Annotated in this window: 18 protein-coding genes; 11 read left to right on the forward strand and 7 right to left on the reverse strand. The window is 60.7% G+C overall.

The features are described 5' to 3' along the window. Positions 1–33: 33 nt before the first annotated feature. From DHN55_RS00160 to hutI, 6 genes are all read right to left on the reverse strand, one after another. A complete protein-coding gene (locus tag DHN55_RS00160; protein WP_108879409.1) occupies positions 34–1,605 on the reverse strand; it encodes a TRAP transporter large permease subunit in 1,572 nt (523 codons plus the stop codon). Next, on the reverse strand, positions 1,602–2,102 hold the full coding sequence (locus DHN55_RS00165) for a TRAP transporter small permease subunit (RefSeq protein ID WP_108881611.1): 501 nt from the start codon (positions 2,100–2,102) through the stop codon (positions 1,602–1,604). The genes DHN55_RS00160 and DHN55_RS00165 overlap by 4 nt, the downstream gene beginning before the upstream one ends. Before the next feature lie 66 nt (positions 2,103–2,168). Next, positions 2,169–3,263 (reverse strand): TRAP transporter substrate-binding protein DctP, encoded by a 1,095-nt coding sequence (locus tag DHN55_RS00170; protein WP_108879410.1) that lies wholly within the window; start codon positions 3,261–3,263, stop codon positions 2,169–2,171. A gap of 292 nt (positions 3,264–3,555) precedes the next feature. Then, the gene (hutU, locus tag DHN55_RS00175; protein WP_108879411.1) at positions 3,556–5,229 is read right to left on the reverse strand and encodes a urocanate hydratase; all 1,674 of its coding nucleotides are present in this window, start codon (positions 5,227–5,229) and stop codon (positions 3,556–3,558) included. A 4-nt stretch (positions 5,230–5,233) separates the two neighbouring features. After that, on the reverse strand, positions 5,234–6,775 hold the full coding sequence (gene hutH, locus DHN55_RS00180) for a histidine ammonia-lyase (protein WP_108879412.1): 1,542 nt from the start codon (positions 6,773–6,775) through the stop codon (positions 5,234–5,236). Further along, entirely contained in the window at positions 6,772–7,941 is a 1,170-nt protein-coding gene (gene hutI / locus DHN55_RS00185) for an imidazolonepropionase (RefSeq protein WP_337660231.1), read from the reverse strand. The genes hutH and hutI overlap by 4 nt, the downstream gene beginning before the upstream one ends. A 122-nt stretch (positions 7,942–8,063) precedes the next feature. Between hutI and DHN55_RS00190 the strand changes: the two genes are divergently transcribed. Together DHN55_RS00190 and DHN55_RS00195 are read left to right on the forward strand one after the other, a co-directional pair. After that, positions 8,064–9,428, forward strand: coding sequence for a formimidoylglutamate deiminase (locus DHN55_RS00190; RefSeq protein ID WP_108879413.1), 1,365 nt, complete (start codon positions 8,064–8,066; stop codon positions 9,426–9,428). Beyond that, on the forward strand, positions 9,425–10,126 hold the full coding sequence (locus tag DHN55_RS00195) for a UTRA domain-containing protein (protein ID WP_108879414.1): 702 nt from the start codon (positions 9,425–9,427) through the stop codon (positions 10,124–10,126). The genes DHN55_RS00190 and DHN55_RS00195 overlap by 4 nt, the downstream gene beginning before the upstream one ends. Here the strand turns inward: DHN55_RS00195 and DHN55_RS00200 are convergent. Next, positions 10,123–11,052, reverse strand: coding sequence for an aminotransferase class IV (locus DHN55_RS00200; protein ID WP_108879415.1), 930 nt, complete (start codon positions 11,050–11,052; stop codon positions 10,123–10,125). The two genes, DHN55_RS00195 and DHN55_RS00200, sit on opposite strands and share 4 nt — an antisense overlap. A 68-nt stretch (positions 11,053–11,120) precedes the next feature. Between DHN55_RS00200 and DHN55_RS00205 the strand changes: the two genes are divergently transcribed. The 9 genes from DHN55_RS00205 to DHN55_RS00250 all read left to right on the forward strand — a co-directional run bounded on the left by DHN55_RS00205 (position 11,121) and on the right by DHN55_RS00250 (position 17,855). Next, positions 11,121–11,969: a PaaX family transcriptional regulator C-terminal domain-containing protein gene (locus DHN55_RS00205; protein WP_108879416.1), complete on the forward strand. Its 849-nt coding sequence runs from the start codon at positions 11,121–11,123 to the stop codon at positions 11,967–11,969. Between the two features lie 42 nt (positions 11,970–12,011). Continuing rightward, the gene (gene paaA / locus DHN55_RS00210; protein WP_108879417.1) at positions 12,012–12,995 is read left to right on the forward strand and encodes a 1,2-phenylacetyl-CoA epoxidase subunit PaaA; all 984 of its coding nucleotides are present in this window, start codon (positions 12,012–12,014) and stop codon (positions 12,993–12,995) included. After that, positions 12,995–13,399, forward strand: coding sequence for a VOC family protein (locus DHN55_RS00215; RefSeq protein WP_108879418.1), 405 nt, complete (start codon positions 12,995–12,997; stop codon positions 13,397–13,399). The genes paaA and DHN55_RS00215 overlap by 1 nt, the downstream gene beginning before the upstream one ends. Next, positions 13,399–13,881 (forward strand): DUF3291 domain-containing protein, encoded by a 483-nt coding sequence (locus DHN55_RS00220; protein WP_108879419.1) that lies wholly within the window; start codon positions 13,399–13,401, stop codon positions 13,879–13,881. The genes DHN55_RS00215 and DHN55_RS00220 overlap by 1 nt, the downstream gene beginning before the upstream one ends. A gap of 252 nt (positions 13,882–14,133) precedes the next feature. Continuing rightward, positions 14,134–14,421, forward strand: a complete 288-nt coding sequence (gene paaB, locus DHN55_RS00230) for a 1,2-phenylacetyl-CoA epoxidase subunit PaaB (protein WP_108879421.1) — start codon at positions 14,134–14,136, stop codon at positions 14,419–14,421. Then, the gene (gene paaC, locus DHN55_RS00235) at positions 14,421–15,194 is read left to right on the forward strand and encodes a 1,2-phenylacetyl-CoA epoxidase subunit PaaC (RefSeq protein ID WP_108879422.1); all 774 of its coding nucleotides are present in this window, start codon (positions 14,421–14,423) and stop codon (positions 15,192–15,194) included. The genes paaB and paaC overlap by 1 nt, the downstream gene beginning before the upstream one ends. A gap of 5 nt (positions 15,195–15,199) precedes the next feature. Continuing rightward, positions 15,200–15,703 carry a 1,2-phenylacetyl-CoA epoxidase subunit PaaD gene (gene paaD / locus DHN55_RS00240; protein ID WP_108879423.1) on the forward strand — a complete coding sequence of 168 codons (504 nt, stop codon included), beginning with the start codon at positions 15,200–15,202 and terminating at the stop codon, positions 15,701–15,703. Between the two features lie 10 nt (positions 15,704–15,713). Next, positions 15,714–16,784, forward strand: a complete 1,071-nt coding sequence (locus DHN55_RS00245; RefSeq protein WP_108879424.1) for a 2Fe-2S iron-sulfur cluster-binding protein — start codon at positions 15,714–15,716, stop codon at positions 16,782–16,784. A 123-nt stretch (positions 16,785–16,907) separates the two neighbouring features. Further along, positions 16,908–17,855: a cyclase family protein gene (locus tag DHN55_RS00250; RefSeq protein WP_108881613.1), complete on the forward strand. Its 948-nt coding sequence runs from the start codon at positions 16,908–16,910 to the stop codon at positions 17,853–17,855. Positions 17,856–17,920: the final 65 nt, after the last annotated feature.

The following is a 17,920-nucleotide window of genomic DNA, read 5'->3' on the forward strand; positions in this document are numbered from 1 at the left end:
TGAATATCAAACCCGTGTCGAACCTGCCGGTTCTCAACGCCCAAACATCACCGCAGGCAGCCAGGTCGCAATGCCTGGCAACACCCAGATAAGCGAGACTCCAACAGCCTGCAGGGCGATAAACGGGATCACGCCGCGATAGATATCGCCGGTGGTTATTTCCGGTGGCGCCGCGCCGCGCAGATAGAACAGGGAAAAGCCGAACGGCGGTGTCAGAAAACTGGTCTGCAAGTTGATGGCAATCAGCACGGCGAGCCAGATCGGATCGTGGCCCATGACAATCAGCGCGGGCACCACGATCGGCAGCAGGATGACCGATATCTCGACAAAATCGAGAATGAAGCCGAGCAGGAAGATCAACACCATGACGAAAACCAGGGCGCCGGTGGCACCACCCGGCATGGCTTCCACCAGGTGCTCGATGCGCTTGTCACCGCCAAGCCCGCGAAACACCAAAGAAAACACACTGGCCCCGATAATGGTGCCGAAGATCATCGAACTGACGGACATGGTGCGCGTGTTGATCACGCCGAGATAACCTTCACGCGCGGCATGGCGAATGGCGCGCCAGATACCCCAGGCCACCACTGCCACCAGACAGGCGCCGAGGGCCGCCACGATCCACACACCGAGATCAGCGTCGGAACGCTGCAGGCGTATCGACGTCGATGACGCCAGCACGACAATGCCGGCAAGAGCCGCGATGGCCAGCAGGCTGGCCCCGCGCGCGCCCTCGTCACGGCGATAGGTTGCCAGCAACAATGCGCCAACCGCACCGACGCTGGCAGCTTCGGTCGGGGTCGCGACCCCGCCGACGATCGAGCCCAGCACCGCGACAATCAGGAATACCGGTGGCAGCAGTACGCGCAGCAACTGCCTCGTGCTGACCGGCTCGGCCGCATCGCGCGGCATGGCAGGCGCGCGCTCAGGCCTGATCCAGGCCAGCGCCAGTATGTAAACAATGTACAGCGCCACCAGTACGAGGCCCGGCAGCAGGGCAGCCGCAAATGTCTGGCCGACACTGATGGTCTCAACCGTGAACTTGCCCTGCTCAAACTGCGCCTGCTGATAGGCGGACGACATCACCTCGGACAGGATGATCAGCAGGGTCGACGGCGGGATGATCTGGCCCAGGGTCCCGGCCGTGCACACGGTTCCCGCAGCCAGGCGCTTCGAATAGCCGTTGCGCAACATGGCCGGCAGGGCGATCAGGGCCATGGTGATGACGGTGGCCCCGACAATGCCTGTCGATGCGGCCAGCAGCGTGCCGACTACGACAACCGATACCGCCAGACCGCCGCGCCTGGTGCCAAACAGCCGGCCCATTTCCTCAAGCAGTTCTTCGGCCAGCCGGCTGCGTTCCAGCACGATACCCATGAATACGAACAGTGGAATGGCGATCAGCACCTGGTTGGTCATGATGCCGAACAGCCGTTGCGACAACGCACCCAGCAACGCCGTGTCGAACGCCCCGAGTATGGCCCCAAGGCCGGCAAAGATCGTCGCCACACCCGCCAGGGTGAATGTCACCGGATAACCGCGCAAAAGTGCTGCAGCCAGCACCAGGAACATTGCAATATCGAGGTTTTCGGCAATGAAGTTCATTCACGTCGCTCCAGCCGCGCCAGGTCACGCAGCAGACACGCGACACCTTGCACCAGCAGCAACAGGCAGAACGCCGGGATCAGGCCCTTGAGCAGAAACGAGGCCGGAATACCGCCAACCGAAATGGCACCTTCAAGAATGGACACGGAGTTGCGCACATAGGGCCAGCTCACCCACAGGATGAGTATGAGTGAGGGTATCAGCAGCAGCGCGGCACCGGCGGCATTGACCCGGGCGCGGCCCTTCTCGTCGCGGCGGCTGTAGAAAATGTCGATGCGGACATGTTCATCCACCAGCAGGGTGTAGCCTGCCCCCAGCATGAACAGCGCTGCGTGCATGTACAGCACGCCTTCACCCAGAAACACGAAAGAGACGCCAAACAGGTAGCGCATGACCACAATGGCGAACTGCAGAAGCACCATCGCCAGCGCCAGCCAGCGTACCGTCAGCCCACACCAGCGGTTGACCGCATCAAGCCGCCCAGCCCAGTCCTTCATCATGAAACGACCGCCCTCAATGATTGCCGGCCGGCCTCGTTGTGAGGCCGACCGCCGGTGATTTCATCACCCACCGTACTTGTAGTCCAGAGCCCGGGCATTCATCTGGCCGTTATCGGCATAGACCATGTAATCGGATATGGACGTGCGATAGGCAAGGAAGCTCTCGGTGATTTTCTTGACCAGTTCATCCTGGTCATTGCGCAGATCATCGATCACCTCACCGGCTGCATTGCCCATGGCCCTGATCACGCCTTCCGGCAGCATCTTCACCTGAACGCCATGCTCGGCCACCATCTGCTTCAAAGCCTTTGCATGCTTGGTGGTGTATTCGGTCCACACGGGATTGTAGAGCGATTCACAGGCAAAGCTGACGGCCTGCTTGAGATCGTCCGGCAAGTCGTCGTAGGCCTTCTTGTTGAACCCGCACTCTTCCGCAGATGACGGCTCACCGACACCCGGCCAGTAATAGTTCTTGGAAATCTGGTAGAAACCGAGGGCGGAATCGGTCCACGGGCCAATGAACTCACCGGCATCGATGGTGCCGGACTGCAGCGCCTGGAACATGTCGCGTCCACCCATGGCCTGCACCGCCATGCCGAGCTTGGAGCACATTTCCGACGCCAGGCCGGTGGTGCGGTAACGCAGGCCTTTCAGGTCATCCACCGACTTGATTTCATTGCGGAACCAGCCGGCCCACTGCGGACCGGAATTGCCGCACAGGAACGGCTTCAGGTTGAAACGGGCATACATTTCATCATAGAGCGCCTGGCCGCCGCCATGGTTGAGCCAACCCACCTGTTCGTCGGCCCTGAGACCAAACGGCTGCGATCCGAACAGCAGGATACCCTTGGATTTCGAGCCCCAGTAAGCCGGTACCGCATGATAAAGCTCGGCGGTTCCTTCAGACACGGCATCAAACACACCACGACCGGGCACCAGTTCACCGGCGGCGAAAAGCTCGACTTCGATACGTCCGCCGGACGCTGCCGTGATGCGGTCGGCCAGCATCTGGGCCGCGACGCCGGGTCCGGGCAGGTTTTTCGGCCATGCGGTCACCATCTTCCACTTGCGTTTGTCCTGAGCGATTGCCGGTGTGGCAAGTGCGGCTGTGGCCACTGCCCCTACAGCGCCTTTCTGGATGAATTCACGTCTTTTCATTTTGGCTCTCCTCTGTTTTCAACTCACTGATACCAAAGTAAGTGATTATTGATCCATTTGACCGATTTTTCGCGTTTGCCGGCGAGGCATGCTTCACGCCGTGGTCTGGCTGACCACAAGTGGAGCATAACGATGTCCGGAGGACGCGAAAAACCGGCCTTCGGTGGGCCAAATCCGTCCATCTGGTGCGTTGCAGCGCTTGCCCGATGAACCGCATCGCGCTGCGCACTGCGCCTGCCAGAGTGGCCGGATTTGTCTCCATCAAATGGGTCAATAATCACTTCCTTTGGTATTAGCCCAAAATACCGGGCAGGTTCAGCCCGTGCTCGCGGGCGCACTCGAGTGCCGTTTCATAGCCTGCATCGGCGTGGCGCATGACGCCAGTGGCCGGATCGTTCCACAATACACGCCCGATACGCCGGGCCGCATCATCAGACCCGTCACAGCAGATCACCATGCCGGAATGCTGCGAATAGCCCATGCCGACACCACCGCCATGATGCAGCGACACCCAGGTCGCACCCGATGCACAATTGAGCAGTGCGTTGAGCAGCGGCCAGTCGGACACCGCGTCGGAGCCATCCTTCATGGCTTCCGTCTCGCGATTGGGCGAGGCAACGGAGCCTGAATCCAGGTGATCACGCCCGATGACCACCGGTGCCTTCAGTTCGCCTGACGCGACCATTTCGTTGAATGCCAGCCCCAAGCGGTGGCGCTGCCCCAGCCCGACCCAGCAGATGCGCGCCGGCAGGCCCTGGAATGCAATGCGCTCGCGCGCCATGTCGAGCCAGTTGTGCAGGTGCTCGTCATCCGGGATCAGTTCCTTGACCTTGGCATCGGTCTTGTAAATGTCTTCCGGATCACCGGACAGCGCGCACCATCTGAACGGGCCAATGCCCTTGCAGAACAGGGGCCTGATATAGGCGGGTACGAAACCGGGAAACGCGAAGGCGTTTTCCAGGCCCTCATCCTTGGCCACCTGACGGATGTTGTTGCCGTAGTCAAGCGTCGGCACGCCGGCATTCCAGAAGTCCACCATGGCCGCCACGTGCACTTTCATGGACGCGCGTGCCGCCTTTTCAACCGATGCCGGATCACTTTCACGCTTGGCGCGCCATTCAGCCATGGTCCAGCTCTGCGGCAGGTAACCGTTGATCGGATCATGGGCGGAGGTCTGGTCAGTGACAATATCGGGTTTGACGCCGCGCGCCACCAGTTCGGGAAACACGTCGGCTGCATTGCCGACAAGGCCGACGGATTTTGCCTCTCCGGCCCTGGTCCAGCGCTCGATCATGTCGAGTGCCTCATCCAGTGTCTGTGCCTTTTCATCGACATAGCGGGTGCGTTGGCGAAAATCGATGCGGGTCTCGTCACATTCGACCGCCAGGCAGCAGGCGCCCGCCATGACCGCGGCCAGCGGCTGGGCGCCGCCCATGCCGCCGAGACCGCCGGTCAGTATCCATTTGCCCTTGAGGTCGCCGTCATAATGCTGACGGCCGGCTTCTGCAAACGTCTCGTAGGTGCCCTGCACGATGCCCTGCGTGCCGATATAGATCCACGAACCGGCCGTCATCTGGCCGTACATCATCAGGCCCTTGCGATCGAGCTCATTGAAGTGCTTCCAGTTGGCCCATTCCGGTACCAGGTTGGAATTGGCGATCAGGACCCGCGGCGCGTCTGCATGGGTGCGGAACACGCCCACCGGCTTGCCGGACTGCACCAGCAGGGTTTCATCGTCTTCCAGGGTTTTCAGCGACGCGACTATGCGGTCGAAATCAGCCCAGGTGCGCGTGGCGCGGCCAATACCGCCATAGACCACCAGTTCATGCGGATTTTCCGCCACATCCGGGTGCAGGTTGTTCATCAACATCCGCATCGGGGCTTCGGTCAGCCAGGACTTGGCGGTGATGTCGGTGCCGGTGTCGGGATACACATCACGCAGGTTGTGGCGCGGGTTGGTGGTCATGACGTCAGTCCTTCCAGTCAATCAGTTGTTCGCTGCCGGCAGCGCTTGAAATGTCTCCGCCGGTCACCAGGCCGGCGGCAAGTTGCAGTTCCGGCGCCATGAAACGGTCATTGCCCAGCGACGGCACATCCCGGCGCAACCGTGCCAGCACGGCCTGCAGCTTGTCGCTGGTCTGCAATGGCGCCCGGCATTCAACGCCCTGTGCCGCGCACAACAGCTCAACTCCGACGATGTTCGACAGATTGGCATTCATCTGCATCAGGCGGCGCGCACCGTGGGCGGCCATGGACACGTGGTCTTCCTGGTTGGCGCTGGTGGGGGTGGAGTCGGTCGAGCACGGGGTGGCGAGGTGCTTGTTCTCGCTCATCAGGGCGGCAGTGGTGACCTCGGCAATCATGTAGCCGGAATTCAGTCCGGGGTCAGGGGTCAGGAACGGCGGCAGGTCGAAGCTCAGGGTCGGATCAACCATGACGGCGGTACGGCGTTGCGAGATGGAGCCGATTTCGGCGATGGCGAGCGCCATCTGGTCGGCTGCAAAGGCCACCGGCTCTGCATGAAAATTGCCGCCGGACACGATCAGGCCGGCTTCGGCCAGCACCAGCGGATTGTCGGTGACGGCATTGGCCTCGATTTCCAGCGTGCGGCCTGCCTGGCGCAACAGGTCAATGGCGGCACCGGTGACCTGCGGCTGGCAGCGAATACAGTACGGGTCCTGCACCCGTGTATCACCCTCACGATGACTTTCGCGGATTTCAGAACCCTGCATCAGGGCGCGAATGGAGGCTGCGACGTCAATCTGGCCGCGATGACCACGCAGTGCGTGAATTTCCGGCTGCAGAGGCGCGGTTGAGCCCATGACGGCATCGGTGCTGAGCGCCGAAGCCACAATGGCGGCTTCGGCATTGCGCTGAGCGTCGAAATACCCGGCCAGCGCAAAGGCTGTTGAAAACTGGGTACCGTTTATCAGCGCCAGGCCTTCCTTGGCGCCCAACACGATGGGTTTGAGACCGCCCTTGCTGAGGGCTTCGGCGGCAGACATTACCTTGCCGTTCAATTCAGCCTGCCCTTCCCCCAGCATTGCCGCCGCCATATGGGCCAGCGGTGCCAGATCCCCGGACGCGCCGACCGAGCCTTGCGCCGGGATAACCGGGGTAACCCCTTTGGCCAGCATGTCCTGTATCTGTGCAATCACCAGCCAGCGCACGCCGGAAGCGCCCCGGCCCAGAGACAGCAGTTTAAGCGCCATCATCAGGCGTGCGATTGAAGTCGGGATCGCGTCGCCTACGCCGGAACAGTGCGACAGGATCAGATTACGCTGCAGGGTTTCCGTATCGCCCGGCTGTATTTTCACCGATGCCAGCTTGCCGAAACCGGTATTGACTCCATACACCGCTTCATCACCGCGTGCTGCGTCGGCAACTCGAGCCGCAGCGGCGTCTACGTGTGCTCGGGCACTGTCATCAAGAATTGCAGAGGCGCCGGAGCGGTACAGGTGCTGCAACTGTGCGAGGGTAGCGTTTCCCGGCTGCAAGGTGAGACTGGTCATTGGGCCACACCTGCGAAAATCCGGCTGTGCAGCGGGTTGAAACCGATGCGATAGGCAAGTTCTGCCGGGTGTCCGGCATTCCACACCGCGAGGTCAGCGCGTTTGCCTGCTTCCACGGTGCCGGTATCGGTCAGGCCAAGTGCCATGGCGGCGTTACGGGTCGCGCCTGCCAGGGCCTCCTCAGGTGTCATTCGAAACAGCGTGCAGGCCATGTTCATGGTCAGCAACAGTGACGTCATGGGGGAAGATCCGGGATTGCAGTCGGTTGCGACCGCCATGGCCACCTTGTGCTTGCGGAACAACTCGATCGGCGGGGCCTGGGTTTCGCGCAGTGTGTAGAATGCACCCGGCAGGATAACGGCCACCGTGTCCGCGTCTGCCATGGACTTTACACCGGCCTCATCAAGATACTCAAGATGGTCCGCTGACAAGGCACCGTGGCTCGCCGCCAGTTTTGCACCGCCGAGATTGGACAATTGCTCGGCATGAAGCTTCACAGGCAGGCCCAATTCTTCAGCTTTTTCAAACACTCGCTCTATTTGTGCAGACATAAAAGCAATACCTTCACAGAACCCGTCTACGGCATCGACGAGATTTTCGGCATTGGCTTTTTCCAGCGCCGGAATACAGACATCGTCGATATAAGCATCAGGCTTGTCCTTGTAGTCGGCAGGCACCGCATGGGCACCGAGGAACGAGGTTTTCACCCGCACCGGGCGCTGGGCTTCAATTTTGCGCGCCACCCGCAGCATGGCCAACTCGGTGTCAACATCGAGCCCGTATCCGGACTTTATCTCGATCATCGACACGCCCTCCGCCAGCAGCGCATCTACCCGGGGCAGTGCAGAATTCAGCAATTCCTGCTCATTGGCGCGGCGGGTCGCGGAAACCGTGGAGACTATGCCGCCGCCAGCTCGTGCGACCTCTTCATAGCTCGCTCCCTGCAGCCGCATTTCGAACTCGCGGGCCCGGTCGCCGCCGAATACAATGTGGGTGTGGCAGTCGATCAACGCAGGGGTAACCAGGCGTCCTTCGAGGTCATCGTGCTGCCAGCCGGCATAGTGCGACGGGATGTCGTCGCCACCACCGCACCAGGCGATCCGTCCTGCGTCCAAGGCAATCGCTGCGCCCTCGACAAGTCCGTAGGCTTCGGTACCGGGCGCCATGCTGGCCAGGTTGAGATTTGTCAGCAGTTTCTGGGAAGATGACACGCCGGGCACTCTTGAATGTTTCTGAATATTCGATATTATGTGCAGACATAATACGAGTCAATGCCGGAAACTTACCCATGCAACAAATCTGGGCTGAAACCGCACTTACCGCCGACGGATGGCAGAACCACGTACTGGTTACAATCGACAATGCCGGGACCATCACGTCGGTCGAGGCGGATACCGGCCCGGCAGGTCATCGCACCGGCATATTGCTGCCGGCGCCGGTGAACCTGCATTCACATGCCTTCCAGCGCGCCATGGCCGGCCTGACCGAGGCGCGCGGGCCGGACCCGTCAGACAGTTTCTGGACCTGGCGGCAGCTGATGTACCGGTTTCTGGACCAGCTGACCCCGGATCACATCGAAGCCATTACCGCATTTGTGCAGATGGAAATGCTGGAAGCCGGCTATGCAGCGGTGGCCGAGTTCCACTACCTGCATCACCAGCCCGACGGCACGCCTTATGATGATCTGGCGGAACTCTCCGGCAGGATTTGTGCTGCCGCGTCTGAAACCGGCATCGGGCTGACATTGCTGCCGGTGCTGTACGAACACGGCGGCTGCGACGGACGCGCCCTGGGATCAGGCCAGAAGCGCTTCGGCAATGCGCCGGACAGGTATGCAAAACTGCAACAGGCGGCGGCCAAGGCGGCCGGCAGCCTGCCTGACGATACTATTGTAGGTGTCGCGCCGCATTCCCTGCGCGCGGTCAGCCGGGACGGGCTGAAATTTGCCGACTGGCTGGCAACGGACACCCCGATCCACATGCATCTGGCCGAACAGGCCGCTGAAGTCACGGAGGTCGAGGCGGCGTGGGGCAAGCGGCCTGTGGACTGGCTTTTGTCCAACCACAAGGTCGATGACCGCTGGTGCCTGATCCACTGCACTCAGATGACGCCTGACGAGACGGCTGCACTGGCTGCGACGGGCGCGGTTGCCGGCCTGTGTCCGATTACCGAGTCCAGCCTCGGGGACGGCATATTCGACGGCGTGCGCTATGTGACGGCGAATGGACGCTTTGGCGTCGGATCTGACTCCAACATTCGCATATCCCTGGCGGAGGAATTGCGCACGCTGGAATACTCGCAACGCCTGCGCGACAGGGGCCGGGCCATGCTGGCAACACCGGACAAGTCCACTGGCCGGGTGTTGTTCGACGGGGCCTGCGCAGGCGGCGCCCAGGCGGCAGGCCGCAATTCAGGATCAATTGAGCCGGGCCGGATGGCGGACCTTTTGTCGCTTGATGCCGGCAATCCCAATCTTGCCGGGCGTTCGGGTGACGCCCTCCTCGACAGTTTCATCTTTGCGGGTGGCAACGAGCTCGTTTCGGACATGTGGGCAGCGGGTCGATACTGTGTGCACGAAGGTAACCATGTAGCGCGTGGACGGATAATTCAACGCTATGTTGATACAATAAGGAGTTTAAACAACTTATTGTGACTCAATTGGATACAAATTCCTGGCAAGGCATCAAGTCAGAGGTTATGCGCCGGATCAACTCCCGGCGCTGGCAACCAGGCGACCTGATCCCGGGCGAGGTCGAGCTTGCGGAAGAATTCGGCTGTGCGCGGGCCACGGTCAACAGGGCCTTGCGGGAGCTGGCGGACAGTGGCCTGCTGGACCGCAAGCGCAAGGCCGGCACGCGGGTCGCGCTCAACCCGGTGCGCAAGGCCACGGTTGAAATCCCGGTTATCCGGCAGGACGTGGAGTCTCGCGGCAAAGTCTACAGTTTCGACGTGCTGGACCGCAAGGAACTGGCCCCGTCCGCTATATTGCAACAGCAATACGCCCTGGCAGCTTCCGCGCCGCTGCTTGGATTATGGACATTGCATCGAGCCGATACCAAGCCATTTGCCTATGAAGAGCGCTGGATCAACCTGTCCGTCGTGCCGGAGATTGTCGACGCTGACCTGGAAACACTGAGTGCCAACGAATGGCTGGTGCGCAACATGCCCCTGTCACGCGGTGAATTCACTTTCTCCGCCGCCAACGCGACCGCAGCTGAAAGCCAGCTGCTCGACTGCCCTCGAGACGCCGCCGTATTCATCGTCAATCGCAGCACCTTCGTGGTAGACGATGCAATCACCGCGGTACGCCTGGTCTACGGACCGGGATATTCCATGAGAACCGTCGTTTAACCCACATTCTGCTTCACCAGGTCGGCATAGAGCCCGCGCAGTTTCTGTGTCACCGGCCCGGCGCCGTCATGATCGCCTATTTTCACACCGTCCAGCGAGGCAACCGGGGTCTGGGCGCCGAACGTGCCGGTGAGAAACGCTTCATCGGCGGAATAGGTGTCAACCAGTGAGTAATTGCGCTCGAATACCGGAATATCGTTGGCCCGGCACAGATTTATGATGTTCTGGCGGGTGACGCCGTTCATGCAATAGTCCCCGGTGGACGTCCACACCTCGCCTTTTCGCACAATGAAGAAATTGCAGGCATTGGTGGTGTTGACGAAGCCAAGCGGGTCCAGCATCAGCGCCTCGTCCGCGCCCATGCGCTCCGCCTGCAGGCAGGCCGTTACGCAGTTCAGCTTGGAATGGGAATTGTACTTGGCGTCCTGCGCCATCGGGGCGCCGCGCACCTGCGGCACGGTCACCAGCGCCAGTCCGTGGACCTGGACTTCCTGCTTCGGCCTGGAATGCTCGATGATGATGACCACGGTCGGACCTGAGCGCGACAACCGGGGGTGCTGAAACGGCTTGTCCTTGGTGCCGCGTGTCACCATCAGGCGGCAGTGGGCGTCGGTGACCATGTTATTGGCCGCAACCGTCTTCGTCAGGGCATCCAGCACCCCTGCCCGGTCCATGCCGATGTCGATGCCGACCGCCTTGCAACTGCCGAACAGCCGGTCCATGTGCTCATCGAAAAAGGCCCATTTGCCGTCATAGAGCCGCATGCCTTCCCACATGCCGTCGCCCAGCATGAAACCTGAATCATAGACCGACACCTTCGCGTCATCGCGATGCACGATGTCACCGTTCACCCAGATCCTGATATCGCGATTACGGACATCTTCCTCCGTCTCGTGGCTGTGGTGACTGGATGGCGTATCATTCATGGTCTTGTTCCCGGTAATTGAATGCGGCACACACTAGTCCAACTTGCGAACCGTATAACAGGGGTGAAATGACCAACGCCGCCCGCGAAATTGAACGACACATCGACAGGCTGCACAGCAACGGCCGGTTGCGGGTATGGTCGCTGATCATCACCTTCTTCGGGGATGCGGTGGCGCTGCGCGGTGGCCGCGTGGCGCTGAGCACGCTGCAAGACGCCATGGGACTTTTAAACATTGAACCAGGCGCCGTCAGGACCGCCCTGTCGCGGCTGGCCGGCGAAGGCTGGGTTGAGCGCGAGCGTGAAGGACGATTGAGCTTCTACAAGCTGACGGATCAGGGACACGCGGCGTTCGATGAGCCGACACGGCGCATCTATGCAGGCGCGGCGCGTGACTGGGACGGTGAGTGGACCGTCGCCGTTGAGGCGCAGGACACCTCAAACCGCCTCAGCAAACACGGCTTCGTTGCCCTGGGCGGCAAGGCATGGCTTCGGATCGGCGGCGATGCGGATGGCCTGCCCGATGACCTGCTGGTGATTTCCGGAACCGGTTCCGACCTGCCGGAACCGCTTTTGTCACTGTGGAAACTCGACGAACACGCCGCCCACTACACGGCCTTCATCAGCAGCTGGCAAGCTTTCAGCGCACCTGGAAACCTGTCACCCGGTGAAGCCATGGCAGCGCGCACCTTGCTGTTGCACGACTGGCGGCGCATTGTACTGCGCGACCCGGGCTTGCCGGACGCCCTGCTGCCGGCCGGCTGGATCGGCGACAAGGCCCGCAAACTGGCCGGGCAGACCTATCATGGCCTGCTGCAAGGCAGTGAAAACTGGTTGAATGACAATGGCTTACCGGTTCAAACCGACTCCGGAGCCATGCAACAGCGGTTTAACGTGTTACGAAATATTGCCAAATAAAAAATTTTTTGTTACACGTAATGCCCAATATGGAGGACGCTCATGTATTCCCAAGGGTTGATCGGCGCTGACAGCCACACGGAAGAAACGCCGGAGTTTCTCGACGCCTTTCAGGCGCGCATAGACGCGGAAGAAAAGATCGAGCCCAATGACCCGATGCCGGACGGCTATCGCCGCACGCTGGTGCGCCAGATCGGCCAGCATGCGCATTCGGAAATTGTCGGCATGCTGCCGGAAGGAAACTGGATCACCCGCGCACCGACGCTGAAGCGCAAGATCGCGCTGATCGCCAAGGTGCAGGATGAAGGCGGACACGGGCTTTATCTTTACTCTGCCGCAGAAACACTAGGAGTATCGCGCGAGCAGATGACCGAAGAACTACTGTCGGGCAAGGCGAAGTATTCCTCCATATTCAACTATCCGACGCCGACCTGGGCCGATATCGGCGCCATTGGCTGGCTGGTGGACGGTGCCGCCATCATGAACCAGATACCGCTGTGCCGGTGTTCGTTCGGTCCTTACGCGCGTGCCATGATCCGGGTGTGCAAGGAAGAAAGTTTTCACCAGCGCCAGGGCTATGAAATCATGATGCAGCTGGCGCACGGGTCAAAGGCGCAGAAGGACATGGCGCAGGACGCGCTGAACCGCTGGTGGTGGCCGTCACTGATGATGTTCGGCCCGCATGACGCCGACAGCGAGCATGGCGATCAGTCTATGGCATGGAAGATCAAGCGGTTCAGCAATGACGCCCTGCGCCAGAAATTCATCGATGCGACAGTGCCACAGGCTGAATTCATCGGCCTGACCATGCCGGACCCGGACCTGAAATGGAACGAGGAGCGCAGTTGCTACGACCACGGACCCATTGACTGGGACGAATTCTGGCGCGTGGTCAAGGGCGGCGGACGCATGAACCGGGACCGCATCACAGCACGCGCGAAGGCCTGGGACGATGGCGCCTGGGTGCACGAGGCAGCGCTTGCCCATGCCGAAAAGCGCGCAACCCGCAAGGTGGCTGCAGAATAATGAAGACCCGTCGCGCCATGCCGGTGCTGCAGGTCTCCGACCTGAGTGCCTCGGTTGACTATTACAACCGGCTCGGTTTCGCCACCAACGGCATCTGGGGTGAACCTGCAACGTTCGCCATCATGCAGCGCGGCGATGTGAGCATAGCCCTGCAATTGCTGCGGGCGGAAGAGATGCCTGTAAACACCCATTGGGCTGCCTATATCTATGTTGATGATGCCAAGGCCGTGCATGAGGAGTTTCAGGCCGCCGGTATCGACATCGACCGCCCGCCGGAAGAGGCATTCTACGGCTGCCTGGATTTCGACGTCGCCGACCCGGATGGCCACTTGCTGGCTTTCGGGCAGGATCTCGACGCCGAACCGCACGGCCCCGGTCTCGGCGCTGACAAAGGCAATGGATAATGTACGAAAACACCCATATCGCAGAACTGAACGTCGCCTATCCCAAGTACGACGTGAACGACCGCCGCTTTGCCGGCTTCGTCAACAATCTCGACCGCATCAACGCGATGGCAGAACGCTCGCCCGGTTTTGTGTGGCGGCTGAAGGACGATGCTGCCGGCAACGCCATGAGCCTGCAGCCTGACGATGATCCGGCCATGATCCCGAACCTGAGTGTCTGGGAAAGCGTGGAAGACCTTGAGCGCTTCACCTTCGGGACCGTTCACGCCCAGATCTACAAGCTCAGGGAAAACTGGTTCAAGCCGATGCAGGAACGCCATTTCGTCATGTGGCATGTGCCCATCGGCCATCAGCCGACACTGGAAGAAGCCATCGCAAAACTTGCGCAGATCAACGCCGACGGGCCGTCGGATGACGTGTTCGGATGGGAAGCCATGACAAACAAGGGTCAGGACCCATTAGTCTTATGCAATTCTGTTTGAACGAAAACATCCGAATGATGGTGAAAAAGCGCAAGGCAAGGCTTTGTGCCTTGTCGAGCATTTTTCGCCTTCAGGCGGGTGTTTTCCTTCAAACCCGAAGGGCGGGGTCTATTTTGCCCCTGACTGTGTTGAAAGAGCTTGAAAACCGGCTAGGTTTCCTGCGCCCTTTCGCCTTGTCAGAGGCAAAATATCCTCCCGCAGAATGGATAAGATTAATGGGTCCTGACCCTAAACTATGGATGGAGAAACGCTGTGCCTGAACCAATGACCCCTTTGTGGGAAGTGTTTATCCGCCCGCGCAACGGCCTGCATCACAAGCATGTCGGCTCGCTGCACGCAGCAGATGCCAGCCTGGCCATCCAGTCGGCGCGCGACGTCTACACCAGGCGCGGAGAAGGCAATTCCATCTGGGTAGTGCCGTCCGCCGAGATTGTGGCGTCCGATCCGTCGTCGGGCAAGGAGATGTTCGATCCTGCCGATGACAAGGTCTATCGGCATCCGACCTTTTACGACATTCCCGATGAAGTGGGGCACATGTGATGACCGGCGCCGCCATCTCGCACTCACACCTGTTCGAGGCCGTGCTGCAACTGGCCGATGATCACCTGATACTCGGCCAAAGGGTCAGTGAATGGTGTGGTCATGCACCGATGCTGGAGGAGGACCTGGGGCTTGCCAACATGGCACTGGACCTGTTGGGGCAGTCGCGCGCGCTTTATGCCTATGCCGCCGAGATTGAGGGCGCCGGCCGCAGTGAAGACGATCTCGCCTTCCTGCGGCTTGAGCGCCAGTACCTGAACTGCCTGCTGGTAGAACGGCCCAACGGTGATTTCGCCCATTCCATCCTGCGCCAGTTGTACTTTGCCGCGTTCATGCATCCGTTCTGGCAGTGGGTATCCGCCAATTCGGCCGACGACACCTTGCGCGGTATCGCCGGCAAGGCGGAAAAGGAAATGGCGTATCACGTTCGTCATTGCGGCGAGTGGGTGGTGCGGCTCGGCGACGGGACCGGGGAAAGTGCCCGGCGCATGAAGGCTGCGGTCGACGCCCTGCACCATTATACCGACGAGCTGTTCCAGGGATCCGCCGCCATGGCCGACTGTGCCGGAAACGGCATACTGCCCGATGTCGAAACCCTGCGCCCGGCCTGGACGGAAACCATCACAAACATCTTTGCGCAAGGCCTGCTCGAGGTCCCGGACGTGGCCCACCCGCAGACCGGCGGCCGTAGTGGCGAACACGGTGAGGAAATGGGGCATATTCTCACTGAGCTGCAATACATGCAGCGCACCTACCCCAATCTGCAGTGGTAGCCCGCATGGCCAATCCTGCCACAACCCAAAACCTCGATGCAGCCCGCGCCTGGGCGGCCGCGGCTGCCGTACCGGACCCGGAAGTGCCGTGCGTGACCGTTGCCGATCTCGGCATCCTGCGCCAGGTCGCCATCGAGGACGGCGTGGCGATAGCTTATGTAACGCCCACCTATTCCGGCTGTCCTGCGGTACTGGCCATCGAACTGGCCATTGAAGCGGCCCTGCTGGAGGCGGGCTTTGAAGCGCGCATCGAACGGGTCATGTCACCTGCGTGGACCACCGACTGGATCACGCCGGAGGGCTGCGAGAAACTGCGCGCCTACGGCATTGCCCCGCCGGTCAAGGGCAGCAATTCGAAGATGGCGCTGTTCGGTGAAACCGTCATCAACTGCCCGCGCTGCGGCAGTTCCGAAACGCAAAAAGTCTCCGAATTCGGCTCCACCGCCTGCAAGGCACACTATACCTGCAAGGCGTGCGCGGAGCCGTTTGATTATTTCAAGTGCATCTGAGGATTTGGCAATGGTTCAGGATCAATTTCACGAACTGACGGTTTCCGGCACCCGCCCGCAGACCGATAAGGCAACGGCCATCCGTTTCGATTTGCCGGATGCCCTGAAATCCGAATTTGCCTTCAAGCCGGGTCAGTATCTGACCGTGCGAGCCGAGCTGGGTGGCGAGGAAGTGCGCCGCTCCTATTCGATCTGCTGCCGGCCCGATGACGGGCTGGAGATCGGCGTCAAGCATCTCGAAGGCGGAGTGTTTTCAAGCTTTGCACAAGGCCTGAAGACCGGGGACAGGATCGAGGTCATGGCGCCCAAGGGCCGCTTTGTGGCCGAAACCGGCGGCAAACATGATTACCTGCTGATCGCGGCGGGCTCCGGCATTACCCCGGTGCTGTCTATCGTCAAGACCGTGCTGCGCGACGAGCCGGAGAGCACGGTGACACTGGTCTACGCCAACCGCAATTTTGACAGCGTGATGTTCCGCGACGATCTCGACGCCCTGAAGGACACCTACCTGACGCGGCTTTCGCTGCTGCACGTGATTTCCGAGGAAGGCCAGGATGCCGAGATCCTGTCCGGCCGCATCGACGCGGCGAGGCTCAATGACATGAAGGAGCGCGGCCTGATCGACCCGGCGCGCTATGATGCGGTCTATCTGTGCGGGCCGGCGCCGATGATCAAGACGCTGCGTTCGACACTAACGGACATGGGTGTTGCCTTCGACAAGATCAGGTTCGAAGTGTTCACACCGACCCCCTATGGCCAGCCGGGCGGTGAACACCCGCCTGCCAGGCCCGACCTGACCGGGTCTGAAGTCGAAATCATTCTGGACGGAGGCCGGCGCAAGCTGCGGGTCGATCCGTCAGCGGAAACCGTGCTCGGTGCGGCCAAGGCTGCCGGGCTTGAAATCCCGCATTCGTGCGCCGGCGGCATGTGCTGCACGTGCCGGTGCAAGGTGCTGAAAGGTTCTGCCACCATGGACCAGAACTGGTCGCTGCAGCCCTGGGAACTCGAAGCCGGTTACATCCTCGCCTGCCAGGCGCGGCCTGAAACCGAAAAACTGGTGCTCGACTTCGATGCGACCTGACCCGCACGTCCGGCTCGACACAAACACGTCTTAATCATAGCAGACCATCCTTACCCAGCGTGGGGGAGGCATGCGACCACTTCTTTCATGGCCCGACAATTGGTCGCGTTTGTGGAGGAAGTCATGCTTAAACAGATTGCACTTGGACTGGCGATGAGCTGTTGCCTTTCGGTTGCAGCATTTGCGGAGGAATGTAAACCGTCCAAATGGGGCCCTGACGATGAAATCGGCGCGGCCAATTACGTAACGCCGAAGCGCACCATCGCTGCTGCCAAGCTGGTCAAGACAGGTGAAAGCCATCCCCTGGGCATTGTTGTCGACCCCGACATGCCGGCGTTCCCGCCACGCTCCACCAAGCTGCAGGTGATCGCACCCAACCAGATACAGGGCGCCGACAACTCCAAGGTGTTCGGCTACGACATGACCTACAATGACGACCTGGCCCAGTTGTGGTTCGGCACCGGCCCTCAGATTGACGGCCTCGGTCACCTGGGCGAAGGCAACCTCTACTACAACTGCAACAAGGCGGCCGACTTTGTGAAAATCACCGGCCTGACCAAGCTCAGTGTGGACAAGATCCCGCCGATGATCGCGCGTGGCGTGCTGATAGACATGGCGGAGCATTTCGGGGTCGAGGTTATGGAGGGCGGCCAGGCCATCACGACCGACGACATCAAGGCCGCCATGGCCAAGCAGAACGTCACCATCAATGAAGGCGACGTGGTGCTGATCCACACCGGCTGGACCGACGGCAAACTGGCCAGCGCGCCCAAGGAATGGGTGAGCACGGAACCGGGCCTCGACAATGGCGCGGCAAAGTACCTGGCCTCACTGGACCCGATGGCGGTCGGGGCCGACACCTGGGGCCTTGATGTCGTCCCGCCGGTCAAGGGTGAGAAGGTGTTTTACGGCCACGTCGAGTTGCTGAGAAACAAGGGCATCTACATCCTGGAGACCATGAACACCGGACGTCTGGCGAAAGAGAATGTCGGTGAGTTCATGTTCGTCCTGGGCCAGGCCCGCATCAAGGGCACGGTTCAGATGATCATCAACCCGGTTGCCATGTGGTGATCTGAACGAAGTTTATCTCTGCCACGGAGCGTACCTGCTCTGTGGCAGGGCGCAGCGACGCCGTG

The sequence above is a fragment of the Anderseniella sp. Alg231-50 genome, from assembly GCF_900149695.1.
Classification (GTDB): domain Bacteria; phylum Pseudomonadota; class Alphaproteobacteria; order Rhizobiales; family Aestuariivirgaceae; genus Anderseniella.

Excerpts from the sequence above, each read along its gene's own strand:
- DHN55_RS00160 (WP_108879409.1), bottom strand. The coding sequence starts at position 1,605 with ATGAACTTCATTGCCGAAAACCTCGATATTGCAATGTTCCTGGTGCTG.
- DHN55_RS00165 (WP_108881611.1), bottom strand. The coding sequence starts at position 2,102 with ATGAAGGACTGGGCTGGGCGGCTTGATGCGGTCAACCGCTGGTGTGGG.
- DHN55_RS00170 (WP_108879410.1), bottom strand. The coding sequence starts at position 3,263 with ATGAAAAGACGTGAATTCATCCAGAAAGGCGCTGTAGGGGCAGTGGCC.
- hutU (WP_108879411.1), bottom strand. The coding sequence starts at position 5,229 with ATGACCACCAACCCGCGCCACAACCTGCGTGATGTGTATCCCGACACC.
- hutH (WP_108879412.1), bottom strand. The coding sequence starts at position 6,775 with ATGACCAGTCTCACCTTGCAGCCGGGAAACGCTACCCTCGCACAGTTG.
- hutI (WP_337660231.1), bottom strand. The coding sequence starts at position 7,941 with ATGGCGCCCGGTACCGAAGCCTACGGACTTGTCGAGGGCGCAGCGATT.
- DHN55_RS00190 (WP_108879413.1), top strand. The coding sequence starts at position 8,064 with ATGCAACAAATCTGGGCTGAAACCGCACTTACCGCCGACGGATGGCAG.
- DHN55_RS00200 (WP_108879415.1), bottom strand. The coding sequence starts at position 11,052 with ATGAATGATACGCCATCCAGTCACCACAGCCACGAGACGGAGGAAGAT.
- DHN55_RS00205 (WP_108879416.1), top strand. The coding sequence starts at position 11,121 with ATGACCAACGCCGCCCGCGAAATTGAACGACACATCGACAGGCTGCAC.
- paaA (WP_108879417.1), top strand. The coding sequence starts at position 12,012 with ATGTATTCCCAAGGGTTGATCGGCGCTGACAGCCACACGGAAGAAACG.
- DHN55_RS00215 (WP_108879418.1), top strand. The coding sequence starts at position 12,995 with ATGAAGACCCGTCGCGCCATGCCGGTGCTGCAGGTCTCCGACCTGAGT.
- DHN55_RS00220 (WP_108879419.1), top strand. The coding sequence starts at position 13,399 with ATGTACGAAAACACCCATATCGCAGAACTGAACGTCGCCTATCCCAAG.
- paaC (WP_108879422.1), top strand. The coding sequence starts at position 14,421 with ATGACCGGCGCCGCCATCTCGCACTCACACCTGTTCGAGGCCGTGCTG.
- paaD (WP_108879423.1), top strand. The coding sequence starts at position 15,200 with ATGGCCAATCCTGCCACAACCCAAAACCTCGATGCAGCCCGCGCCTGG.
- DHN55_RS00245 (WP_108879424.1), top strand. The coding sequence starts at position 15,714 with ATGGTTCAGGATCAATTTCACGAACTGACGGTTTCCGGCACCCGCCCG.
- DHN55_RS00250 (WP_108881613.1), top strand. The coding sequence starts at position 16,908 with ATGCTTAAACAGATTGCACTTGGACTGGCGATGAGCTGTTGCCTTTCG.